The organism is Cytobacillus sp. EB106-05-05-XG126 (genome assembly GCF_058791715.1).
The window spans coordinates 887,523-909,247 of the sequence record NZ_JBYTDU010000001.1; the positions used below are offsets into that span (position 1 = coordinate 887,523).

General features: G+C 42.0%; 20 protein-coding genes. All 20 read left to right on the top strand.

Features of this window, described 5'->3' with window-relative positions:
* Positions 1-28: 28 nt before the first annotated feature.
* The 20 genes from AC3WTL_RS04420 (at position 29) to cysP (ending at position 21,715) form a co-directional block, all read left to right on the top strand.
* Positions 29-712 (top strand): hypothetical protein, encoded by a 684-nt coding sequence (locus AC3WTL_RS04420; protein WP_226620367.1) that lies wholly within the window; start codon positions 29-31, stop codon positions 710-712.
* Positions 713-831: 119 nt separating this feature from the next.
* Entirely contained in the window at positions 832-2,730 is a 1,899-nt protein-coding gene (locus tag AC3WTL_RS04425; protein ID WP_252222207.1) for a sigma 54-interacting transcriptional regulator, read from the top strand.
* A gap of 12 nt (positions 2,731-2,742) precedes the next feature.
* Positions 2,743-4,179, top strand: a complete 1,437-nt coding sequence (locus AC3WTL_RS04430; protein ID WP_048011251.1) for an FAD-binding oxidoreductase — start codon at positions 2,743-2,745, stop codon at positions 4,177-4,179.
* A gap of 18 nt (positions 4,180-4,197) precedes the next feature.
* Positions 4,198-5,553, top strand: coding sequence for a (Fe-S)-binding protein (locus tag AC3WTL_RS04435; RefSeq protein ID WP_252222205.1), 1,356 nt, complete (start codon positions 4,198-4,200; stop codon positions 5,551-5,553).
* A 375-nt stretch (positions 5,554-5,928) separates the two neighbouring features.
* Entirely contained in the window at positions 5,929-6,924 is a 996-nt protein-coding gene (locus AC3WTL_RS04440; protein WP_197249848.1) for a tripartite tricarboxylate transporter substrate binding protein, read from the top strand.
* A 244-nt stretch (positions 6,925-7,168) separates the two neighbouring features.
* Positions 7,169-7,822, top strand: coding sequence for a GntR family transcriptional regulator (locus AC3WTL_RS04445; protein WP_197249849.1), 654 nt, complete (start codon positions 7,169-7,171; stop codon positions 7,820-7,822).
* 163 nt (positions 7,823-7,985) lie between these two features.
* Positions 7,986-9,206, top strand: a complete 1,221-nt coding sequence (locus AC3WTL_RS04450) for a CaiB/BaiF CoA transferase family protein (RefSeq protein WP_492369096.1) — start codon at positions 7,986-7,988, stop codon at positions 9,204-9,206.
* An 18-nt stretch (positions 9,207-9,224) separates the two neighbouring features.
* Complete coding sequence (locus AC3WTL_RS04455; protein WP_222501855.1) at positions 9,225-10,046, top strand: enoyl-CoA hydratase-related protein; 822 nt, start codon at positions 9,225-9,227, stop codon at positions 10,044-10,046.
* Positions 10,047-10,155: 109 nt separating this feature from the next.
* Entirely contained in the window at positions 10,156-11,145 is a 990-nt protein-coding gene (locus tag AC3WTL_RS04460; RefSeq protein ID WP_252222200.1) for a tripartite tricarboxylate transporter substrate binding protein, read from the top strand.
* A 63-nt stretch (positions 11,146-11,208) separates the two neighbouring features.
* Positions 11,209-11,718: a tripartite tricarboxylate transporter TctB family protein gene (locus AC3WTL_RS04465; RefSeq protein ID WP_252222197.1), complete on the top strand. Its 510-nt coding sequence runs from the start codon at positions 11,209-11,211 to the stop codon at positions 11,716-11,718.
* A gap of 31 nt (positions 11,719-11,749) precedes the next feature.
* Entirely contained in the window at positions 11,750-13,261 is a 1,512-nt protein-coding gene (locus AC3WTL_RS04470) for a tripartite tricarboxylate transporter permease (RefSeq protein ID WP_048011243.1), read from the top strand.
* 21 nt (positions 13,262-13,282) lie between these two features.
* Positions 13,283-13,819, top strand: a complete 537-nt coding sequence (locus tag AC3WTL_RS04475) for a gamma carbonic anhydrase family protein (RefSeq protein WP_053071393.1) — start codon at positions 13,283-13,285, stop codon at positions 13,817-13,819.
* A 146-nt stretch (positions 13,820-13,965) separates the two neighbouring features.
* Positions 13,966-14,796, top strand: coding sequence for an ABC transporter ATP-binding protein (locus AC3WTL_RS04480; protein WP_492369097.1), 831 nt, complete (start codon positions 13,966-13,968; stop codon positions 14,794-14,796).
* Between the two features lie 23 nt (positions 14,797-14,819).
* Positions 14,820-16,094, top strand: a complete 1,275-nt coding sequence (gene larA, locus AC3WTL_RS04485) for a nickel-dependent lactate racemase (RefSeq protein WP_492369098.1) — start codon at positions 14,820-14,822, stop codon at positions 16,092-16,094.
* A 47-nt stretch (positions 16,095-16,141) separates the two neighbouring features.
* Positions 16,142-16,327, top strand: coding sequence for a hypothetical protein (locus tag AC3WTL_RS04490; protein ID WP_226620359.1), 186 nt, complete (start codon positions 16,142-16,144; stop codon positions 16,325-16,327).
* A gap of 350 nt (positions 16,328-16,677) precedes the next feature.
* Complete coding sequence (locus AC3WTL_RS04495) at positions 16,678-17,664, top strand: Gfo/Idh/MocA family protein (protein WP_248347491.1); 987 nt, start codon at positions 16,678-16,680, stop codon at positions 17,662-17,664.
* A 260-nt stretch (positions 17,665-17,924) separates the two neighbouring features.
* Positions 17,925-18,989, top strand: a complete 1,065-nt coding sequence (locus AC3WTL_RS04500) for a M14 family zinc carboxypeptidase (protein WP_492369099.1) — start codon at positions 17,925-17,927, stop codon at positions 18,987-18,989.
* 709 nt (positions 18,990-19,698) lie between these two features.
* Positions 19,699-19,818: a YezD family protein gene (locus AC3WTL_RS04505; RefSeq protein WP_492369379.1), complete on the top strand. Its 120-nt coding sequence runs from the start codon at positions 19,699-19,701 to the stop codon at positions 19,816-19,818.
* Positions 19,819-19,918: 100 nt separating this feature from the next.
* Positions 19,919-20,635 (top strand): phosphoadenylyl-sulfate reductase, encoded by a 717-nt coding sequence (locus tag AC3WTL_RS04510; RefSeq protein WP_252222185.1) that lies wholly within the window; start codon positions 19,919-19,921, stop codon positions 20,633-20,635.
* A gap of 15 nt (positions 20,636-20,650) precedes the next feature.
* Positions 20,651-21,715 (top strand): sulfate permease, encoded by a 1,065-nt coding sequence (gene cysP / locus AC3WTL_RS04515; protein ID WP_197215366.1) that lies wholly within the window; start codon positions 20,651-20,653, stop codon positions 21,713-21,715.
* The last annotated feature ends 10 nt before the right edge of the window (positions 21,716-21,725 follow it).

The window sequence follows — 21,725 nt, forward strand, 5'->3', positions numbered from 1 at the left end:
TACTGGTTCAAAGGAGACGTGAGCCAGAGTGAATATTATTGAAAAGCGAATCGCCGAACTGGCAAATCTTCCTTCAGTTTCTCCTGGAGATAAAATTGAATTGACACCGGATTGGAAACTCATCAGCGGGAAAAGTTCACATTCTGTCTTTAAAGCATATTGGAACCAAGGCTATGAAAAAGTGACAAATCCAGCCAAAACCTTCTTTTCAGTTACGGGAACAGAAGAGGAAACCACCCTTAAATTCTGTAAAGAAAAAGGCATCAAGTTAATAGATTGTGAGCCTGAAGATTATTTTCGAAAAGAAGGCTTCAAGCAGAATGGTACAGTACTTGCGGGGATTGACCAGCAAATTAAGTGCATGGGAGGAAATGGAGCCATCGCAATTGTGATTTCACCAGCTGCGATGGCGGATTGTCTGGCAACTTCATCATTTAGCCTGGTTATACCCGACACCATGTATATTGAAATTAACGGACCATTAAGTAAGCAATATACCGGGGAAACACTCTGCAGTTATCTGCTCGATTCATTTAATGACAGCTTAATAGGCAATGCAGTGATTTTAGGAGGAGTGGTTCTGGATCAGTTAAATATTCAGGATCGAAAGAATCTATCATACTTTTTTCAGCTGTCCGGCGCTGCAGTTGGGTTAATCTCGGCAGAAGGGCCATTGGGCCAGGTTGAAAGCGTGATTAAAATAAAATTGTAACCAGGACCAAAAAAACTGATGATTATGAAAATTCACCGAAATTTCTCTTGGCATTTGTTAAGATTAATTTAAAATAAAATTAAAATTGTCCAAGAGAAAAAGCTATATGAGGTGATGTGATGTCTGAAATTGCAATTCTGACTCCAATTGACGGGCTGATACAGGTTTCAAGGGAAGCCGCGAAAAAAACAGGAGAAGAAGTTACAGTAAAGAAAGTGAGTTTTCGGAATGCGGTCGAAGCGGCAAAGGAATTTGAAAAAAACGGTACAGAAGTAATCATTAGCAGAGGGACCTTGGGATTAAAGCTGTTAGAATCTGACATCAATTTACCTGTTGTACAGATTCCCATAACTGGATATGACTTGCTTCGAACAATCAAGGAAGCACAGAAGCTCGGAGAAAAAATTGGGATAGCAGACAACGAAGAAATCTTACAGGGAATCGAAACAATTGAATCTGTGCTGGGCTTATCGATTGAAAAGCACTGTGTATCAATGCCGGAGGAAGCTGAAGCAGCTGTGGAGTCACTCTGCAAAAAACAAATAGATGTGCTGATAGGCAAAAGCATTTTTACCAACAAAGTAAAAAAAGAAACGATTAGAACAGTCATATTAACGTCCGGTGTGGAATCGGTCATTCAGGCAATCAACGAGGCAAGAAGCCTAATCAATGTGAGGCGCTCGGAAATAAAAAGAACAAAGGAACTTCAGGCAATTCTTGATTTTATTGCAGATGGTGTGATAGCAGTGGATGAAAAAGGGGTGATCACAGTTTGCAATCCTTCCGTCTACAGCATACTAAACCTTCCCTATGATTCAGTAATCGGCAAGTCCATAGATGATATTCTCGTGCATTCGCGAATGAGCAAAGTTCTTTCGACTGGCAAGGAAGAGCTGAACCGCATCCAGGATGAAAATGGGGTGAAAGTAGTCGCAAACCGAATTCCCATTCGGCACGAGCAAAAGGTGCTTGGAGCAGTCTGTACATTTCAAGAGATTAATAGAATTCAGCAGCAGGAACAGGAGATCCGCAAAAAGCTGCTTCACCGAGGCCATGTAACGAAATATAGTTTACATAATATCGTCGGTGAGAGTGAAATGTACAAAAAAGCGATTCAAAAGGTGAAGAAATACTCACAAGTGGATTCGACCATTCTCCTTACAGGGGAAACGGGTGTGGGAAAAGAGGTGTTTGCCCATTTGATCCACAGCTTCAGCAAGCGGTCGGAAGGGCCATTTGTTGCAGTGAACTGTGCAGCTATCCCTGAAAACTTACTGGAAAGCGAATTATTCGGGTATGTTGAAGGAGCCTTCACCGGGGCGAAAAAGGGCGGGAAAACGGGTTTGTTCGAATTAGCACACCAGGGGACCATTTTCCTGGATGAAATCGGCGAACTGGCTGAATCTCTTCAGGCTCAGCTTCTGAGGGTCCTTCAGGAGGGAGAGGTGATGCGGCTCGGAGATGAAAGGGTCATCCCTATTAATATACGTGTGATCGCTGCTTCAAACCGGGATTTCGAAAAGATGGTAGAAGAAGGACGTTTCCGGGCCGATTTGTACTATCGCCTTAATATCCTTGATATTCCTATCCCATCATTGCGTGAACGGATTGCTGATATACCGCTGTTATGCAATTTTTTTATAGAAGAACTGGAGCCTGGAATCCGGAGAAATATTAGAGGATTTACTGCTGATGCGATGAAAATCCTGCAAAACTATCATTGGCCAGGAAATATCCGTCAGCTCAGAAACATTGTTGAAAGAGCTATGATTCTTTCTCCCGATAAGGTGATTGATTCTGATACTGTTTTAGCTGCTGGGGGAAAAGACTTTCTAGGTATGCAAGAACTCAAGGCACATCATGAAAAAGATGATGAAGGTGATGAAACAAAGCTTTATCACCTTGAGAAAGAATATATTTTGAATGTGCTCAGACAGGTAAACGGCAATAAAACAGAAGCGGCAAAGATACTTGGGATCGGCAGGACGACCCTATGGCGAAAAATTAATAGTATGTGAGGAGGAGATAGAATGAATGAAACAAAGGCGCCCCCTCCGTTGGATGAAAACATCATATCTCAATTAAGGGATATCTTCGGAGAAGACCGGATTTTAACCAATAACACCGACATGATGACATATTCTTATGATGCTTCCTTTGAAACACAGATTAGTCCAAAACAGCCTCAAGTGGCTGTCATTGCCTTATCCACTGAAGAGGTAAGTTCTTGTGTTAAGCTTGCCAATAAATACAGCATCCCTTTATATCCAAGAGGAGCAGCAACTGGCCAGACAGGCGGAGCTGTTCCGGTTAAAGGCGGCATCATGATGGATTTATCAAAAATGAACCGAATCCTGGATATTGACCATCGGAATATGCAGGTAATTATAGAGCCCGGTGTAATCCAAAATGATCTAAATGAGGCTCTAAAACCATATGGATTGAGGTTTCCGCCTGATCCTGGCAGCGCAAATATGTGTACAGTTGGAGGAATGGTATCGAACAATTCGAGCGGTCTAAGGGCAGTCAAATATGGAGTCACCCGCCATTATGTACTCGGCATGGAAGTTGTGCTCCCTACTGGTGAAGTAATCGTTACTGGCGGAGCTAAATCGAAAGCGCTTAAGTCGGTTTCTGGCTATGATCTCGCTCATTTAATGATTGGGTCTGAGGGTACCCTTGGTATTATCACCCGTCTTCGCCTGAAATTATTGCCTCTGCCAGTTACAAGAGGGATTGTTCTATGTTCATTTGAACGGCTGGAAGAAGCCGGTGAGGCTGTTAATGCAGTTTTCTCTTCAGGCCTGCAGCCATCTGCCATCGAAATTATGGACTTTAACTGTACAAAAGCTGTCAATATGATGAAGCCCGAGCTTAGTCTTCCGCTGGATAATGAAGCTATTCTCGTGTTTGAAGTGGATGGAGCCAAGGAGGAGGTTACCTCACAAGTTAACCGATTAAAAACTGTGGTTGAAAAGTATACAAATTATATAAAGTTTAGCGATGAACCGGAGGAATGCGAAAAGCTCTGGCAGGCCAGAAAGCTTGTTGGTGCAGCTGTTGGCCTATTAAAACCTGGCGGGTTCAGGGTATATGGCGGAGAAGATATATGTGTGCCAATTTCAAGGCTCCCGGAAACTTTGCGGGAAATTCATAATATTGCTGATCGATATAACATCATCTGCGGAATATATGGCCATGTGGGCGATGGGAATATGCACACAGGTCCAGTAGTTAATATGAATAATCAAATTGAAATGGAAAATGTGCAAAAAATGATCGACGATATCCATGAGCTTGCAATCAAAATGGAAGGAACAACGACAGCGGAACATGGAGTAGGAATTGTCAGGGCAAAGTATATGGATGTTGAACACGGACCCGCAATGGAAGTAATGAGGGCGATTAAACGGACTCTGGATCCAAACAATATATTGAATCCAGGCAAAATGGCACTGCCAAACTAGGATGGAGGTGACGAGTAGTTGAAACTTCTTACCGCGGAAGAATCTATGCGAACATGTGTGCGATGCGGAGCCTGCCGCAATGTATGCCCAACCTTAAATATCACGGGAAGGGAAGCTGACGGTCCAAGGGGAAGAGTATTAATGGCAAGGAGTCTGCTTGAAGGAGATATTCCTGTAAACCAGGAGATTAAAGATCAGCTGGATCGATGCCTGCTTTGCTCTGCATGTGTGGATGCATGCCCTATAGATGTTCAGGTCCCGGATATTGTCATGCTCGCCAAGGAGCGAATAGCAGCAGCTGTTGAAACACCTGTGCAGGCTGCGCCGCCTGTTCAAACGGATATTAAAAAACAAGCCTATACGGCACGCACTTTTAAGGACTACTTTTTTGATCATATTCTCGCGAATCAAAAAAGGCTTAATTCGGTGGGCAATCTACTTTGGTTTTATCAAAAAAGCGGACTTCAATCCCTTACAAGGGGGCTGGGCATATTAAAATTTTTCCCTGAACAGATGAGCCAGATGGAACGAATTACACCTGCGATTTTGCCTCCTTCAAAGCGTAAATATCATCAGGAGTTTACACCAAGCGCATATGAAGAAAAGAAGGCCAAAGGACGGGTAGCCTTTTTCCATGGATGCATCATGGATGTTATGTTCAGAGAAACCAATGATAATTCTATTAAACTGCTGTCAAAGGCCGGGTTTGATGTTGTCACTCCCAGAGCTCAGATGTGCTGCGGAGCCCTGCATCATCATAGCGGGAAAAAAGACAAAACCATCGAATTGGCAAAGGCGAATATACAGGCTTTTGAAGAAGCAGCTGTGGACTATATTATTACAAATGCGGGCGGCTGCGGTGCTGCACTTGCTGAATATGCAGACTTGTTTCGTGATGATCCAGATTGGCTGGAACGGGCAAAAACCTTCTCCGCCAAAATAAAAGATATCAGTGAAATCATTTATGAAAAAGGTGAAATGCCTGCCGTGTCAGGAAGAGGAGAAAGAGTAACCTATCAGCCTTCCTGCCATCTGCAATATGTGATGAAAGTTAAGGATGCACCTGCGAAATTGGTTAAACAAATTCCGAACTCGGAATATGTAGAGCTTCCTGAGAAAAAATATTGCTGCGGTTCTGCCGGTATTTATAATTTATTGCAGCCAAAGCTTGCTAATGAAATATTGGATAAAAAAATGAAGAAAGTGAAAGAAACTGAATCAGCTGTGCTAATTACAGCCAATCCAGGATGCTATCTTCAAATGAAACTTGGTGTTTACCGGGAAGGCATGGAAGAAGAGATTGAAACAAAACATGTGGTTGACTACCTGATGGAATCCATTGAAAGGGCAGAAGCTGAAGCTGCAAATAAATAGTTTCAAAATGGAACGGGATAGAGGGATACTTTGTTTCAAAAAAGAACTAAAAACAAATGAATGACAATTCAAAATGTAATGGTGTTCCAGACCAAATAAAACTATGTATGTACGAGTTTCTTTGAAAAGGCTTACATTCAATCAGATTTAAAAAGAAAATTTCACAATTTCTTAGTGCATTTTTAGCCTTTCGGCACAAAAATTGCATCTTTGAAATATGAAACATGACACATACAGGGGGGTGACAATACTGCTGCAGCGGTGTAAGAGAATAGGAAGGGTTCCATAACCTATTTGTTGTGTAAAAGTGAATACTTACAAGTAAGATTAATTTTCAGGATTTTAAAATTTTTCTTAATATGGGGGAAAATTAAGATGAAATTAAAGAGGTTTTCGTTTTTGTCTCTTGTAATTGCATTAGTATTCATTTTGCAGGCATGTAGTTCTTCACCTCAAGAAGCAAGCTCGGAAGAAAAGAAAAGCGGCAGTAATTATCCTGAAAGGCAAATTGAAATTGTTGTAGGATTTGGTGCAGGCGGAGGCAGTGATAATTTTGCAAGAGCCATAGCCAAAGAGCTTAAAGACATACTAGGCGTGAATATTAATGTTGTGAACATGCCTGGAGCATCTGGGATCAACTCTGCTGACCATGTAGCAAGACAGCCGGCTGATGGCTACACAATATGGTCTGCTACATCCAATCACCCGGTAAATATTGCGGCAGGTGCTGAAAAAAATGACTTGAGCAAATTAACTGCGGTTGGCAGGGTTCAAAATGACACCATGACGCTTCAAGTTAAAAGCGACGGGAAGTTTAAAGACATTGAAGACTTAATTGCGCAGGCGAAAGAAAAGCCTGGAGAAATAACGATTGGCGGTACAGGTTCTGCAGGCTTTGATGAACTGGTGATCAAACAATTTGAAAAAGCAACTGGAACCAAATTCAATTATATCTCTTTTGAAGGTTCCGGGGAAATGACAGCAGCCCTTCTCGGTGGACATATTGATGTAATTGCAGAGGAGCCGGGACCTTCCATTGCCCAGCTGGAGAGCGGAGATATCAAGATGCTTATTGCATTTACCGAAGAAAAGATGGAAGGTTTTGAAGATGTTCCAATTTCAACTGAGATGGGAATCGATGTAACGGATGGCCAGGGAAGGGGATTCATGGTTCATGCGGATACGCCTCCTGAAATAATAGAGGTGCTAGAAAATGCGCTTAAAGAGGCAAAAGACCAGGCAGGTTATAAAGAATATGAAAAAGCAAGTTACTTGCATCTGCGTGATGGCTGGTTAAATGCGGAGGACTATAATGCTGAATTTGAAAATCTGATTGATACTTACGGTACTCTTTTAAACGATATGAAGTAATCATAAAAGCAGAAAGGCAGGAAATTTTGCCTTTCTGTCTATTTTTATTGGAAGTTACATGCTTAGGCTGAACGGCCTTGTGTCGAATTTTGACTAGTTTTACATAACTGTGAAAAATTTATTTAAAATATTGACACTTTTCAGAATATTAATTATTATCAACATAGACGCTGTATACTGGATACAGCATTCAGCATTCAACCCCGTTGTGATATTTACGGAGTTAGAAAGGAGGAAAAGAATTATGGTGCAAAGCCTGCAATTTTCACAGCCGCTTTATCAGCAAATATATGACATTATCAAAAGTTCAATCCTGGCAGGTGAATTGAAACCAGGAGAGAAAGTCAATGTTTCACAGTTAGCAGAGAAGTATAACATCAGCCGGACCCCGTTAAGAGAAGCTCTGCGCCAGCTGCAAATTGAGGGGTTACTGGTCCAGGATCATCTGGGGCTAAGTGTCGTCAAGCTGGAAGAAACAGATTTTAAGGATTTATACGAATGCCGGCTGATGCTGGAGCCCAAAATCATGGGCCTAATTTTGAAAACGGTTGCAAATGAGGAATTGGAGGAGATTGAGAAGGTACTCCTGAATGCAGAGAGCGCATTTAAAGAGGGAAATCTTCTGCAATTATTAGAGCTTAATGCACAATTCCATGATTGGCTCTTGGAAGCCAGTCCGAATAAACGGGCATTACACTTGCTTCAGCAGGTACGTTCATTTCTATTGCTTTACAGGGCCAATATCCTGAAAAATAATGAGCATAACAGAGAGATCCTTAAGGAACATCGCCAAATCCTTAATGCTCTAAAAGCTCGCGACGAGGCAGCGGTTATACAAAACGTGGAAAATCATCTTCGGAATGATTTGGAACGTGGAACCAATATGATTCGTGAATAAAAAAAGGGGAACATCTCCACTCGCCAAAATAGAAATGTTCCACCCTTAATAAATAAATCGACCTTAATTATACCATATAAAAATAAAAATTGTATAGAAATGAACAACTGCCGGTATGATCGGGCTCGCTTCTGACACACAAATTTTAGATGGGGTGTTTGAAATGGGACCTTTACAAGGAATGAAAGTCCTTGATGCTTCTCAAATAATGGCTGGGCCATATTGTACGATGGTTTTAGCTGATTTAGGCGCAGATGTAATGAAAGTTGAAAAAGCCAACGGCGGTGATGACTCCCGGCAAATGGGACCATATGTGAATGGGGAATCCACTTGTTTCTTTCAAATTAACCGAAACAAACAAAGCATTGCCCTTAATCTTAAAAATGAAGAAGGCAAGGAGATTTTCTATAAGCTCGCAAAGGAAGCGGATGTAGTTGTAGAGAACTACCGCCCCGGGGTGACTAAATCGCTCGGGATCGATTATGAAAGCTTAAAGAAAATCAATCCTGGTCTTGTCTATTGTTCAATATCAGGCTATGGACAGACTGGTCCGTATTCTCATAAAGGCGGTTTCGACCTTGTTGCCCAGGGGATGACAGGTTTAATGAGCATGACAGGGGAAAAAGGAATGAGGCCAATGAAATCTGGCATTGCAGTTTATGATATTGGTGCAGGCATCACAGCTGCATACTCTATTCTTGCTGCCTATATTCATAAAATGAAAACTGGTGATGGACAGCATCTGGATATCGCTCTTGCTGAAATAGGACTGCCTTGGTTTACATGGGAAGCAGGTGCCTATTTTGCAGAAGGGACGATTCCGCAGGCAACTGGCTGGCGCCATAGAGTTTCCGCTCCCTATCAGGCTGTTAAAACAAAATCAGGTTATATGATGCTCGGATGCGCAAATCAAAGAACATGGGAAAGGTTTTGCACTGAGGTTATCGAAAAGCCTGAATGGATTACTGATCCGCGATATGAAACAAACTTATTAAGAAATAAGCATGTTATTGAACTCGAAGAAGATATTGAAGATGTATTAATGCTTCACGAAACAAAGTTTTGGATTGATCGCTGCGAAAAAGCAGGAGTTCCTGCCGGGCCAATCAATAATTTTGCGGAAGCTGTGCAGGACCCACACTATCAGGCAAGAGGGATGATCGAAGAAGTTGAGCATCCTGTTATTGGAAAAATGAAAATGATCGGCATACCAACTAAATTCTCTAAAACACCAGGTAAAGTAAGAACTGCCTCTCCGCTTTTCGGACAGGATACCGCGGCCGTGCTGAAAAACCTGGGCTACGATCAAGAATATATTGCAAAGCTTTCAGAATCAGGTGCGGTGAAAGCTTTGGAAGAAAGTAATTTATTGAAGAAAAATTAAGAGAAAGGTTGAGAAATAATGTCTAAAAACCTTGAAGCAATAAATGATGAAAAAACTTGCCGCGATCCGGTTTTTTTGGAAAGAGCAGGTGAAATCGCATACATTTGCTTTAACCGTCCGGAAAAACGGAATGCCCTAAGCTATGATATTTGGACGAAAATTCCTGAACTAATAGAAGAATGTGAACTCGACTCCAAAATAAAAGTGATCATCTTTAAAGGGGAAGGATCAGTTGCCTTTTCTGCAGGAGCAGATATCAGTGAATTTAAGACGCTTAGATATACCGCTGAAGGTGCCGAAAAATACAACGAAGCTACAATGGTAGCAGAAAAAGCCATAATGAACGCCTCCAAGCCAACTATTGCCATGATTCAAGGATTTTGTGTAGGTGGAGGCTGTGAAATTGCTGTTGCCTGTGATTTCAGATTCTCAGATGAGAATGGGAAGTTTGGAATTACCCCTGCGAAGCTCGGACTTGTATACAATACACCAGGAACCAAAAATGTTGTAGACCTATTAGGACCATCTAAAGCAAAGGATATTCTTTTTACCGGACGATTGCTGGATACTGAAGAAGCTTTTCGGATCGGTCTCATTGACCGGATTATCCCGGCGGTTTCCATTAAAGAAGAAACTCTGGCGTATGCTGAGTTAATTTGCAAGAATGCTCAAGCCTCAGTCAGAGGATCCAAGAAAATTATAAATGAAGTACTGTCAGGGGCCGAGGAGGATTCACCCGAAGCATCAAAGATTATCATCGAATCCTTCCTCTCAGACGATTATAAAGAAGGTGTCCATTCTTTCCTGGAAAAACGGAAACCAAATTTCAAATATTCATAGAAAAGCAACCCTTTACTTTCTGTGAGGTGCATCAAGTCATAAGGGCGGCGTAAGACATTTATTGAGGAACTACCATTGTTTCCTACTAATAAAAAAGGACGGAGAATAAATGAAATTTAACAAGTTCTCACTATTATCGCTGCTAATCATACTGCTTTTGGTCCTGCAAGGCTGCAGTTCCGGTACAAGTGCAAAATCAGATTCAAAGAATGGCGCAGGCAATTATCCCGAAAGAGATATTGAAATCGTTGTTGGATGGGGTGCTGGAGGAGGTACAGATACCTTTGCCCGTTCAATCGCCAAAGAAATGAGCGATACATTAGGTGTTAACATTAATGTGATCAATTTACCTGGTGCCTCCGGTGCAAATGCAGGAGACCATACAGCCAGACAGCCTGCAGATGGTTATACGATCTGGGCGATTTCATCTAACTATCCAATTAACGTTGCACGTAATACCACTCCGCATGATTTGAGCAAATATACAGCGATTGGAAGGGTGCAGCAGGATACCATGTCCCTTCAAGTTCTTAAAGGGAAAAAATTCACTGACTATGAAGATTTTATAAAACAGGCTAAAGATAACCCAGGCAAAATATCTGTAGGAGGCACTGGGGCTGTAGGCTTTGATGAATTAGTCCTCCGACAATTTGAAGAAAAGGCCGGAATCAAGCTTAATTATATTTCCTATGAAGATGCCGGTGAAATGCATGCAGCCCTGTTAGGCGGACATATTGATGGCATGCTAGAAGAAATCGGTCCTAGCATTGCCCAAATTGAAGACGGCTCCGTTGAGATGCTCCTGGCATTCACAGACAAGAAATTGGAAGGTTTCGAAGAGACTCCGATTTCAACTGAAGAAGGAATTGATCTGACGGATGGACAGGAACGAGGATTGCTGGTGCACGCCGACACACCTGATGAAATCGTTGAGACTCTCCAGAAGGCATTGGAGAAAGCGAAAGACAGTGAAGAGTATAAGAAGTATGAGAAAGACAGTTATCTTCATTTACGTGACGGCTGGCTGAGCGGGGAGGACTTCAAAAAGAATCTTGAGAAGAACATTAAAACGTACCAATCAATTGTTGAAGGCCTTTAGTATAACAAGTCATCGGGAGAATGCTTTCTCTCGATGATTTTATAAAAGTCAGGGGGGTAAAAGATGCTTCTGGAACGTAATCTTTCGATCATAATGATTGTATTTTCTTCTTTTTTTCTGGTCATGTCCTTACAAATTGAAAATAGGACAGGAAATATTATTGCACCGGGAACCTGGCCTGCTGCTCTTATGATATTAATGCTCATTTTATCTGTCTTCTTATTGATTAGGACATTTAAGAACAAAAATAGTCAGAATTTACAGAATAAAGGGCCGGAAAGTGATGCAAGTGAAGCGGATGAGGAAAAACTGGTTTACCCAAAAAGGTTTATCCTGCTGCTGGGGACTTTAGCCATCTATACATTCATTCTGGGATATGTTGGTTTTATTGCTGCTACTATTCTCGGGATTTTTGTTCTGGCATTTCTCTTTGGCATGAAGAGCTGGGTGCGTGCACTTTTAACTGGCGTATTATCAACAGCCGGGTCTATTGTATTATTCCCTATTCTGTTGAACTTGCCCTTCCCAAGGGGAGTAGGAATTTTCCAGATGTTCAGTTTACTGTTTTATTAATAGCCAATTCTAATAAAAGAGGTGAAACACATTGATTGAAGGACTTTTCGGCGGTTTTGGGAATCTTTTTGAACCATTCAATATGTTCGTATTATTGGTCGGTGTCCTGCTTGGATTTATTGGCGGAGGTATACCGGGAATAAGCGGAACCATGCTGGTCATTATTCTTCTGCCGGTTAGCTATGCGATGGACCCGACAGCTGCCTTCTTGCTGTTAACTTCCATATATGCTACCTCGGTATTTTCCGGTTCCATCAGCGCCATTTTATTTCGGACCCCTGGGACACCTGAAGCTGTGGCCACCATATTTGACGGATATCCCATGGCCAGAAAAGGGGAAGGGGGAAAAGCACTCGGTATATCCATATTCAGCTCTGCTACTGGAGGTGTATTTGGAACTATTGTCTTAATTTTTTTAACACCTCTTCTCGCATCTTTTGCGCTTAAGTTCTCTTCTCCCGAGTACTTTGCTCTGGCGCTTATGGGGCTTACCGTTGTGGCTTCGCTGAGTGCTGGAAATCTTGTAAAAGGGTTCATTGGCGTTTCATTTGGTTTATTTATTGCTACGATCGGAATCGATACAATGACAGGGGTTCCGCGATTTACCTTCGGCTCAGGCCAATTAATGTCAGGAATAGATTTCATTCCTGTCCTGATAGGATTATTCGCCATTTCTGAAGTATTGCGACGGGTTCAGCAAGTCCACAAGGTGAATTCAAAACAAAAAGTAAGGTCTGAGCTGCCAAACTGGAATGTTATGAAACGAATTTCAGGTGTCATTGGCCGTTCATCATTATTAGGTGTATTCATCGGAATATTGCCGGGTATTGGTGCAACAACTGCTGCCATGCTCAGCTACAGTGAAGCTGCACGCTGGTCAAAAAATTCCAAGGAATTTGGAACTGGCATTCCAGAGGGGATTGCAGCACCTGAATCAGCCAATAATGCAGCTGCTATGGGCGCCATGGTTCCATTGCTGTCTCTTGGTATCCCTGGGAGTGCTACAACCGCCATCTTGCTGGGTGCTTTTATTCTTCACGGAATACAGCCAGGACCTCTAATGTTCTCGACGCAGGGATCCCTGATTTACACGATTTTAATGGGACTTCTTGTCGCCAATCTATTAATCATTGTTATTGCAAAACCGTTTATATCTGTCTTCTCTAAGATTCTCCAGGTTCCATATACAGTGATTGGCCCGTTAATTGTGCTCTTTTGTATTGTGGGAACCTTTGCTGTTCGAAACTCCATCTTTGATGTTGGCATGATGCTTTTGTTTGGCATTATTGGCTACTACTTGGAAAATGCTAAATTCCCTTTGGCTCCAATTGTTTTAGGAGTGGTACTTGGCCCGATTGCCGAAGATCAATTTAGAAGAGCGATGCAAATGTCCAACAATGATATTTCGATCTTCTTCACAAGGCCTATCGCATTAACCTTTATCATCCTGTCAATCATCAGTATTTTGTACCCGCTTCTAAATAAATGGATTAAGAACAGGAAAAACCGATTAAATAACTCCGGCAATACAATCGCCTCATAAATAGAATAGGAGATGTTCTAATTGATATATGATTTTGAAGGCATGACGCCTGCTGTCCATGAATCGGTATTTTTAGCACCAAATACGTATGTGATTGGAAATGTTAAGCTGGAAGCTGATGTATCCATATGGTTCAATACAGTACTTAGAGGGGATAATGACTCTATTAAAATTGGAAGCGGTACAAATGTTCAGGAGGGAACCATGATTCATGTTGATGAAGGATATCCCGTCAGCATAGGCAAAAACGTAACGATCGGACATAACTGTGTTATTCATGGGTGCACAATTGACGATGGAGCTCTTATAGGCATGGGAGCCATTGTCTTAAACGGAGCACATATTAAAGAAGGTGCTGTTGTCGCAGCTGGTGCTGTTGTAGGAGAAAATAAAGTAATCGAAAAAAATACACTTGCTGCGGGTGTCCCTGCAAAGCCATTAAAACCAGTTAATGAGGAACTGAAAGTACGCATCATGGAAGGGGCAAAATTTTACCAGAAAAACGGGGTAAAATTCCGCCGAAACGGCATCGTTTCTGAGCTCACCAGCTCTGTTTAGACAGATAATTCGCTGAAATCTGAAAATATTGAGCTGAGACACAGGATTTCCTTCATCCTTTATGGAAATCAATTTATAGTGTCTTCAGCTCTCTTTTGATTTAAGACTATTAGATAGATCCATTTTATAACAAAAGGAGAATCATGATGAGTCATATACAATGCAGCAGTGTCATCTCTCTGGATCAAATTATCTGGAAAAGGAATGGAAAGAAAATTCTGGATCATGTATCCTGGGATGTACAAAAAGGGGAGCATTGGGCCCTCCTAGGATTAAACGGATCTGGAAAAACAACAATTCTTAATATGATTACCGGCTATAAATGGCCTAACGGGGGACATGTTTCGGTATTGGGAAATGTCTTCGGCAAAACCAATATTCCTGATCTTAGAAGGTCTATTGGATGGGTCAGCACCTCCCTGGATGATAAATTTCAGTTCCGTCCTGCTGATACGGCGCTTGAGATTGTATTAAGCGGTAAATTTGCATCTATTGGTTTGTACGAGAACATTACGCAGCATGATTTAGATCACGCAAAAGACTTAATGAAGCAATTTGGCATCAGCCATGTAGAAAACCAGACACTTACATCGCTTTCTCAGGGCGAGAAACGAAAGGCAATGATTGCGAGGGCGCTAATGTCTTCACCGCGGCTACTAATATTGGATGAACCATGTAATGGACTTGACATATTTTCCAAAGAAGAATTGCTGGCAGCTATTGAAAAGATGATGGCCATTCCAGATGGTCCTACCATCATATATGTGACCCATCATATTGAAGAAATTGTTCCATCCATTTCCCATGTAATGCTTCTGAAGTCCGGAAAAGTTGTTGCACAAGGAGAGAAAAATACAATTGTTACAGACAGGAGACTGGAAGAAACATTTTGTGTTCCTTTGTCTGTGGAGTGGGAAAATAGCCGTCCCTGGATTCGCGTAAAATCAACGCAATCAATCATAGGCGCAGGCAAGTAATCAGCATAAGGAGGAAATATACCTTGGAAATCAAATTGGCATATGGGAAAGAAGGACTTCTTGTCAATCTTCCCGATCATACAGCAGTCATAGAACCTGTCCATATTCCTGGCCTGGATGACGAAAAGCAAAAAGCATTTGAAGCCATGAGGAATCCAATTGGGACAAAGCCATTAAAAGAAATGGTGAAAAGCACGGATACTGTTTCGATTGTCATTAGCGATATGACAAGACCCACCCCAAATCATAAGTTGGTTCCATGGATTATGGAGGAGTTAAAACATGTTCCGGCAGAGCAATTTATCATCATTAATGGCACTGGCAGCCACCGTGATAACACGAGAGAAGAGCTTATTCAAATGCTTGGAGAGGACATTGTAAACCAAGTCCGGGTCATTAATAATAATGCATTTGACCAATCCACTCAGACCTACTTGGGGACAACCTCGTATGGGGGTGAGGTTTACCTTAATAAGGAATATTGCCAAAGTGATTTTAAAATTGTTACAGGATTTATTGAACCGCACTTTTTTGCAGGGTTCAGCGGCGGACCCAAGGGAATCATGCCTGGAATAGCCGGGATTGATACAATAATGCATTTTCATAATGCCAGAATGATTGGAGATAAAGACAGTACATGGGGAAAAATTGAAGGCAACCCGGTTCAGGGAGAAGCTACAGAAGCAGCTCTTATGGCAAAACCGGATTTTATGCTGAATGTAACTCTTAACGGAGACAAAGAGATTACAAACTTTTTTGCAGGCGATGTCATTTTGGCGCACAGAACTGGTTGTGAATATGTCAGAGAACATTCGATGGTCGCGTGTGAAGAGCCATTCGATATAGTTATTACAAGCAACAGCGGATATCCTTTAGACCAGAATCTGTATCAGGCTGTTAAGGGGATGAGCGCTGCACAAAAAATTGTGAAAAAAGGCGGTGCCATTATTTGCGCGTCAGAATGCAGTGACGGCCTGCCCAACCATGGCAATTACGCTGAAATACTAAAAATGAAAGCAACACCGCAAGAAATATTAGACATGATCGAGGATCCCGCCTTTTCCATTTTTGATCAATGGCAAGTACAAAAACAGGCAATCATTCAGGTATGGGCTGACGTATATGTATATTCAAGCCTAGCGGACGAAGACGTTAAAAATGCCATGTTCCTTCCTTCTTCCTCTATCGAAAAAACAGTGGAAGAGCTGCAGCAAAAGCACGGAAGAGATTTAAGGATTGCCGTTATGCCTCTTGGGCCATTAACCATCCCATACACTAAGGAATCTGTTAAAAGCTGAATTTGAAAAATTATTAAACAAACCTAGGGGAGACAAAATGATTCTAATTGCAGATGTTTTTAAGAGAGCAAAAACTGATAGACATCTTTTATTCACTCATCCAAATAAAAGAATATCATCATTCAGCTATTAGTTATCGTATTAATGAACGAAATATAATATTTCAAGCAGAAGAAAATCAGGACGAGCAGCTGGATGATGAATGGGTGCAGGGCTTATTATTGGACGACTAATTTGCAGGCAACTGGGAAGAACTCTTGGCTGCGACCTCAATTGTTTCTTGGCTTAATCATCACCATTCGATAAAATTGTAGAGTTTTCCTCATGAGGTTCCACTCACGGTTTTAAAGGAGAACCTACGATTAGATTCGCTGGAGCGGTCATTTACAAATGAACCATACGAAATAGAAAGAGCTTCATTAATATTCTAAATTCACTAATATGAATCAATTAATCAAATACATAGAGTAACAATGGAAGTCAGGGAAATTACAGACTTCCATTTTTATTTCTTGCTTTTTCTTTCATTTTCCTTAAAAATGAGAGAATAATTATCCCACAATAGAAACTGGAGGAAATGATTTTGGTTCGTTTTGGCGTTGTAGGCACTAACTGGATTACAGAAAGATTTTTAAAAGCAGCACTGCAGGCTGAAGATTTTCAGCTGACGGCTGTTTATTCCCGCACCGAGGAAAAAGCAAAAGAATTTGCAGGCAAATATGGTGTGAAGAGGACTTTTACTGATTTACAGATGATGGCCGCAAGCGGCGAAATCGACGCTGTTTATATTGCAAGCCCGAATTCCCTGCATGCAGAGCAGTCCATCCTTTTTATGAAAAATAATGTTCATGTTTTATGCGAAAAGCCTATTGCTTCTAATACAAAGGAGCTTACATCTATGATAGCTGCGGCCAGGGAAAACAATGTTCTTCTTATGGAAGCCCTTAAGTCTCCTTTTATGCCTAATTTTTTGGCTGTAAAAGAAAACCTTCATAAAATTGGAAAGGTGCGCAGATATTTTGCAAGCTATTGCCAATACTCTTCCCGTTATGATGCCTACAGGCAGGGAACCGTGCTGAATGCATTCAATCCGGATTTTTCGAATGGTTCACTAATGGATATCGGAATTTACTGTGTTTATCCGCTTGTGGCCCTATTCGGTAAACCTGAGGAGATTAAAGCAGCAGGCTATATGCTGGAATCAGGAGTTGATGGGGAAGGAAGCATGGTCCTTAAATACCCTGACATGGATGCGGTCATCATGTACAGTAAAATAACCGATTCCAGTCTTCCTGCAGAAATTCAAGGGGAAGAGGGAAATATCGTTATAGATAGAATAAGTGCACCTGAGAAAGTTGAATTGCATTATCGGAACGGGGAGAGGGAGGACCTCACTCAGGACCAATTAAGTGATTCTATGTATTACGAAGCCAAAGAATTCATCCGTTTGGTTCAGGCTGGAAAAACTGAATCTGATATCAACTCCCACGCTAACTCGATGATAACAATGGAAATCATTGAAGAAGCCCGAAGGCAAATAGGTGTAATCTACCCGGCAGACCTGAATTAGAACGAAGGATCGGACATTTTATATCCGATCCTTTTTAGTTCTTTTTACACCTGAAAAAGGGATTTTTTGTAACCCTGTATCTGAAGTGGTAATTTTGGATTATTTTTACACGATAAATCATTAGTAAACTCCTCTATTTATACTTATTTCGGTATGCGAAATTTGTCAAAAGAATAGGTATCATACTCTATTATCACTCTTAAATTAATTCACTAGAATTAATAGTGAAAGATAAGTATTAATATGGGGGTATGAATTTTATGACATTGAAGAAAAAAGTTCTATCAGTATCACTGACAGGTTTGATGGCTTTAGGTGCTGTTACAGCAGTTGGTATGCCTGCAGGTGCCGTAGGGAATGGGCCTGGCACAGGAAATGGATCCATTCAGACTTCCATTCTGCATACATATGCCAGTTTAACAGATTATTTGAAAACACAGGATGCCAAACAGGAGGCTATGCAGCTTGAAGTCATCGGCCAGACGGTAAAAGGCCGTGATATTCACATGGCAAAATACATATCCAATCCTGACAATCCAACGGTTCTATTTCTGACTCAGCAGCACGGGAATGAGCAGCTGACAACTGAGGGAGCCTTGGAGTTTATCAAGCACCTTGGTACCGGCAAAACAAGCGGAGTCCTTAAAGATGTCAACATTCTCGTCATCCCGATGCTTAACGCAGATGGAGCAATGGGGGATGTGGACTTCTCACTTGATGATTATCTAGCCGATGGCGATCGCCATTTAACCCGCTATAATGCCAATCGTGTGGATTTGAATCGGGAACATGCTAAAGAAACAAGCGAAATGGAGCCGGAAGCGCGTGCTCTCCATGAAAACGTGTTCAAGAAATACAATATCGATTACATGATTGATCTTCATCATCAGGGCACATTAAGTGAAACTGAAGGAAAGCTTGTGTCAGGAAGCATTCTGTATCCGACAAACAGCAAAGTAAAGCCTGAGGTTCTTGAAAAATCCAAAAAGCTTGGATCAATTGTGTTTAACTCGCTTCACCATACTGGCTGGGGCCATATTGGAAAATATGTCGGCGGCACAGGTGAAAACATTGGCCGGAACGGCGCTGCTGTCCGCTACGACATTTCCACGCTTCTATTTGAAATGCGCGGAATGTCCGACCACAATTATGAGCCATACGCCCTTGGACAAAAGAGCAACGGCTATCTCATCAAACAGACAATCACAACGCTTGATGCGACAGTAAAAGCAATAGCAGACGGTTCAATCAATTCTGCTGACACCAGCTTCTGGGATACACTGCCTGAACAGACAACAAGGCAAAACGAAGAAGCGGACGAATAAAAGTAATGCACCTCCGGTAGTTGCCGGGGGTGTTTTTTATGCCAAAAAACCTAAGCGTCAAAGGCTGGATGTCATATCTCTCGACAAAGCAATAGCAACCAGTGTCAACCTAAATCATCTCTATTAAAAGGTAAAAAAAGCTGCATCAATCCCCTTGATAGTCACCATATCTTTAGCAAAAGGAAAAGAAGCTGCATCAATCCGCATGTTAGATACCGCATCTTCAGCAAAAGGTAAAAGAAGCTGCATCAATTTGCATGTTAGATACCGCATCTTCAGCAAAAGGTAAAAGAAGCTGCATCAATCCGCATGTTAGACACCACATCTTTAGCAAAAGTCAAAAGAAGCTGCACCAACCCCATCATGAACACCACATCACTAACAAAAACCAAAAGATCTTGCATAATACCCAATTACAAAACCTAATATCCTCAAAAAATCTCAGGGGAATTCAACGTGAATAGGTACATAAAAAAACTGGTACTTTACCAAAAAACCAAGTAAGGTTAACGGTTTTCAGTGAAGATAAGCCCATTTATCAGATTTTTAAAATTTTCTTTAAATAAGTTGTTGACAATTCCTATGTGTATGGTAGGATTAATCTCAACATCACAAAAAACAAACTAAAAAACGTATCCTTTCCTCAACAAAAAAAAGGAGGCGAGCCTCACTGAAACAGGCAGACTGGGAAGAGTTATCTGCTCATTTGATGCAGATGCTTCAGAGCATTAAATTCGGATCGATCACGCTGGTCGTCCAGGATGGCAAGGTCATACAACTCGAGAAGAACGAAAAGGTTCGTCTTCAACCAAATAAGCGCGCTGACTAGACAAACTAGAGGCGGTTTTTCCTACTGAAGTTTTTTCAGGCGGGAAGACTGCCTTTTTTGATTTTAAAAGATTTCAAGAATATGAAAGGAGTACTGCAAGATGAGCAATGCAGTAACATATGAAAACTGGAATCAAATCTCAGATTCGTTCCCAATTGATGACAAATTAAAAGGCGCAAGCACAGTGTTGAAATGGGCTTATGAGAATTATCCTGAAGACAAAATTGTCTATGCATCGAGCTTCGGAGCGGAAGCCATCGTGCTGATTGACCTTATTCAGGAAATTAAGGCAGATGCCCATATTGTCTTTTTGGACACCGGGCTTCATTTTCCGGAAACCTATGAAGTGATTGATAAAATCGAAGCGCGTTTTCCAAGCCTCAGGATTGAGCGGAAAGAGCCCAAGCTGACATTGGACCAGCAAGCGGCAGAATACGGTTCGGCACTTTGGAAAAGGGAACCCAATTCGTGCTGCCAGATCCGCAAAGTGATTCCATTAAGAGAAGCGTTAACACCAAAGCAGGCCTGGGTCTCCGGCCTTCGGCGGGAGCAGTCGCCCACAAGAGCGAATACTCAATTCCTAAACAGGGATGAAAAATTCAAGAATATCAAAATTTGCCCGCTGATTCACTGGACATGGGATGAAGTTTGGGCCTACATCAAGGAAAAAGACCTGCCTTACAACACTTTGCATGACCATGGCTATCCAAGCATTGGCTGCTTTCCCTGTACACAGGCAGTCGATGAAAATGGCGATTCCCGTGCGGGCCGATGGTCTGGCACAGGCAAAACTGAATGCGGCCTTCATACGAGCTAGAAGGAGGGTGATACCATGCTTACGATCATAGCGGTCACAGTCGGTTTATTTTTCGCCATGAATATAGGGGCAAGTGGAGCAGCAGCGTCCATGGGGATCGCGTATGGCTCAGGTGTCCTGAAAAACCGTATGATAGCTCTTATTCTTTGCGGCTTGGCCGTATTCTTCGGAGCATGGCTTGGCGGAGGAGAAGTGGTAAAGACGATGGGAAGCGGTATTGTTCCTAAAGAGACCTTCACGGTTGCCATCGCGCTGATTGTGATTGCATCTGCAGCATTATCGCTGTTTCTGGCGAATGTATTCGGCATCCCGCTGTCTACCAGTGAGGTGACAGTAGGTTCTGTTGTTGGTGCCGGAATCGTCTACCAATCCTTATTTGCCGGAAAGCTTGCCTGGATCGTTATGTTCTGGCTGCTTACTCCATTTGCCGCATTTTTAATTGCCATAGCGGCAGCCGCTTTTTTAAAGAGAAAGTTCATACAGAACCTGATTAAAAAGCCTAAAGCAACTCCGATCTTAGCCATACTCGTCGTCTTCATGGGTGTGTTTGAAGCATTCTCGGCAGGCATGAATAATGTTGCCAATGCAGTCGGCCCGCTTGTTGGTGCAGGCATTATGAGCACAGGCAGCGGAATCTTCTGGGGCGGCCTGTTTGTCGCTATAGGAGCCGTTCTGCTGGGAAAAAAAGTCCTCGAGACGAATGGCAAAAAGATTACCAAAATCCGGCTTGAAGAAGGCTGTGTCATTTCTGGAACAGGAGCCGGAATTGTTACGATTGCTTCCGTTTTTGGAATTCCTGTTCCTTTAACACAAATCACCACTTCCTCCATCATTGGAATCGGATTTGTGAAGCAGGGACGGTCAGTCTTCAAGAAGGACATTGTCGTGCAGCTATTAGTCGTATGGGTCGTCTCACCCGTTTTATCGATGGTCCTGTCCTATACGCTCATCCAGCTGCTCATTGAACAAAATGTATATCCGGTGATTGCAATGGCCGGTGTCCTTATCTCCGTTTTCGGAGTGAAATTCTTAATGAATCAGGCACCAGCCAGTGTAAGGCCGATAACTGAAAAAAAGTAAATTTTAAAAA

What these genes read in the sequence shown, in the direction of transcription:
- AC3WTL_RS04510 (WP_252222185.1), top strand. Translation starts at nt 19,919, where the DNA reads ATGAGCAATGCAGTAACATATGAAAACTGGAATCAAATCTCAGATTCG.
- AC3WTL_RS04505 (WP_492369379.1), top strand. Translation starts at nt 19,699, where the DNA reads ATGCAGATGCTTCAGAGCATTAAATTCGGATCGATCACGCTGGTCGTC.
- AC3WTL_RS04460 (WP_252222200.1), top strand. Translation starts at nt 10,156, where the DNA reads ATGAAATTTAACAAGTTCTCACTATTATCGCTGCTAATCATACTGCTT.
- cysP (WP_197215366.1), top strand. Translation starts at nt 20,651, where the DNA reads ATGCTTACGATCATAGCGGTCACAGTCGGTTTATTTTTCGCCATGAAT.
- AC3WTL_RS04465 (WP_252222197.1), top strand. Translation starts at nt 11,209, where the DNA reads ATGCTTCTGGAACGTAATCTTTCGATCATAATGATTGTATTTTCTTCT.
- AC3WTL_RS04425 (WP_252222207.1), top strand. Translation starts at nt 832, where the DNA reads ATGTCTGAAATTGCAATTCTGACTCCAATTGACGGGCTGATACAGGTT.
- AC3WTL_RS04450 (WP_492369096.1), top strand. Translation starts at nt 7,986, where the DNA reads ATGGGACCTTTACAAGGAATGAAAGTCCTTGATGCTTCTCAAATAATG.
- AC3WTL_RS04480 (WP_492369097.1), top strand. Translation starts at nt 13,966, where the DNA reads ATGAGTCATATACAATGCAGCAGTGTCATCTCTCTGGATCAAATTATC.
- AC3WTL_RS04445 (WP_197249849.1), top strand. Translation starts at nt 7,169, where the DNA reads ATGGTGCAAAGCCTGCAATTTTCACAGCCGCTTTATCAGCAAATATAT.
- AC3WTL_RS04455 (WP_222501855.1), top strand. Translation starts at nt 9,225, where the DNA reads ATGTCTAAAAACCTTGAAGCAATAAATGATGAAAAAACTTGCCGCGAT.
- AC3WTL_RS04500 (WP_492369099.1), top strand. Translation starts at nt 17,925, where the DNA reads ATGACATTGAAGAAAAAAGTTCTATCAGTATCACTGACAGGTTTGATG.
- AC3WTL_RS04430 (WP_048011251.1), top strand. Translation starts at nt 2,743, where the DNA reads ATGAATGAAACAAAGGCGCCCCCTCCGTTGGATGAAAACATCATATCT.
- AC3WTL_RS04440 (WP_197249848.1), top strand. Translation starts at nt 5,929, where the DNA reads ATGAAATTAAAGAGGTTTTCGTTTTTGTCTCTTGTAATTGCATTAGTA.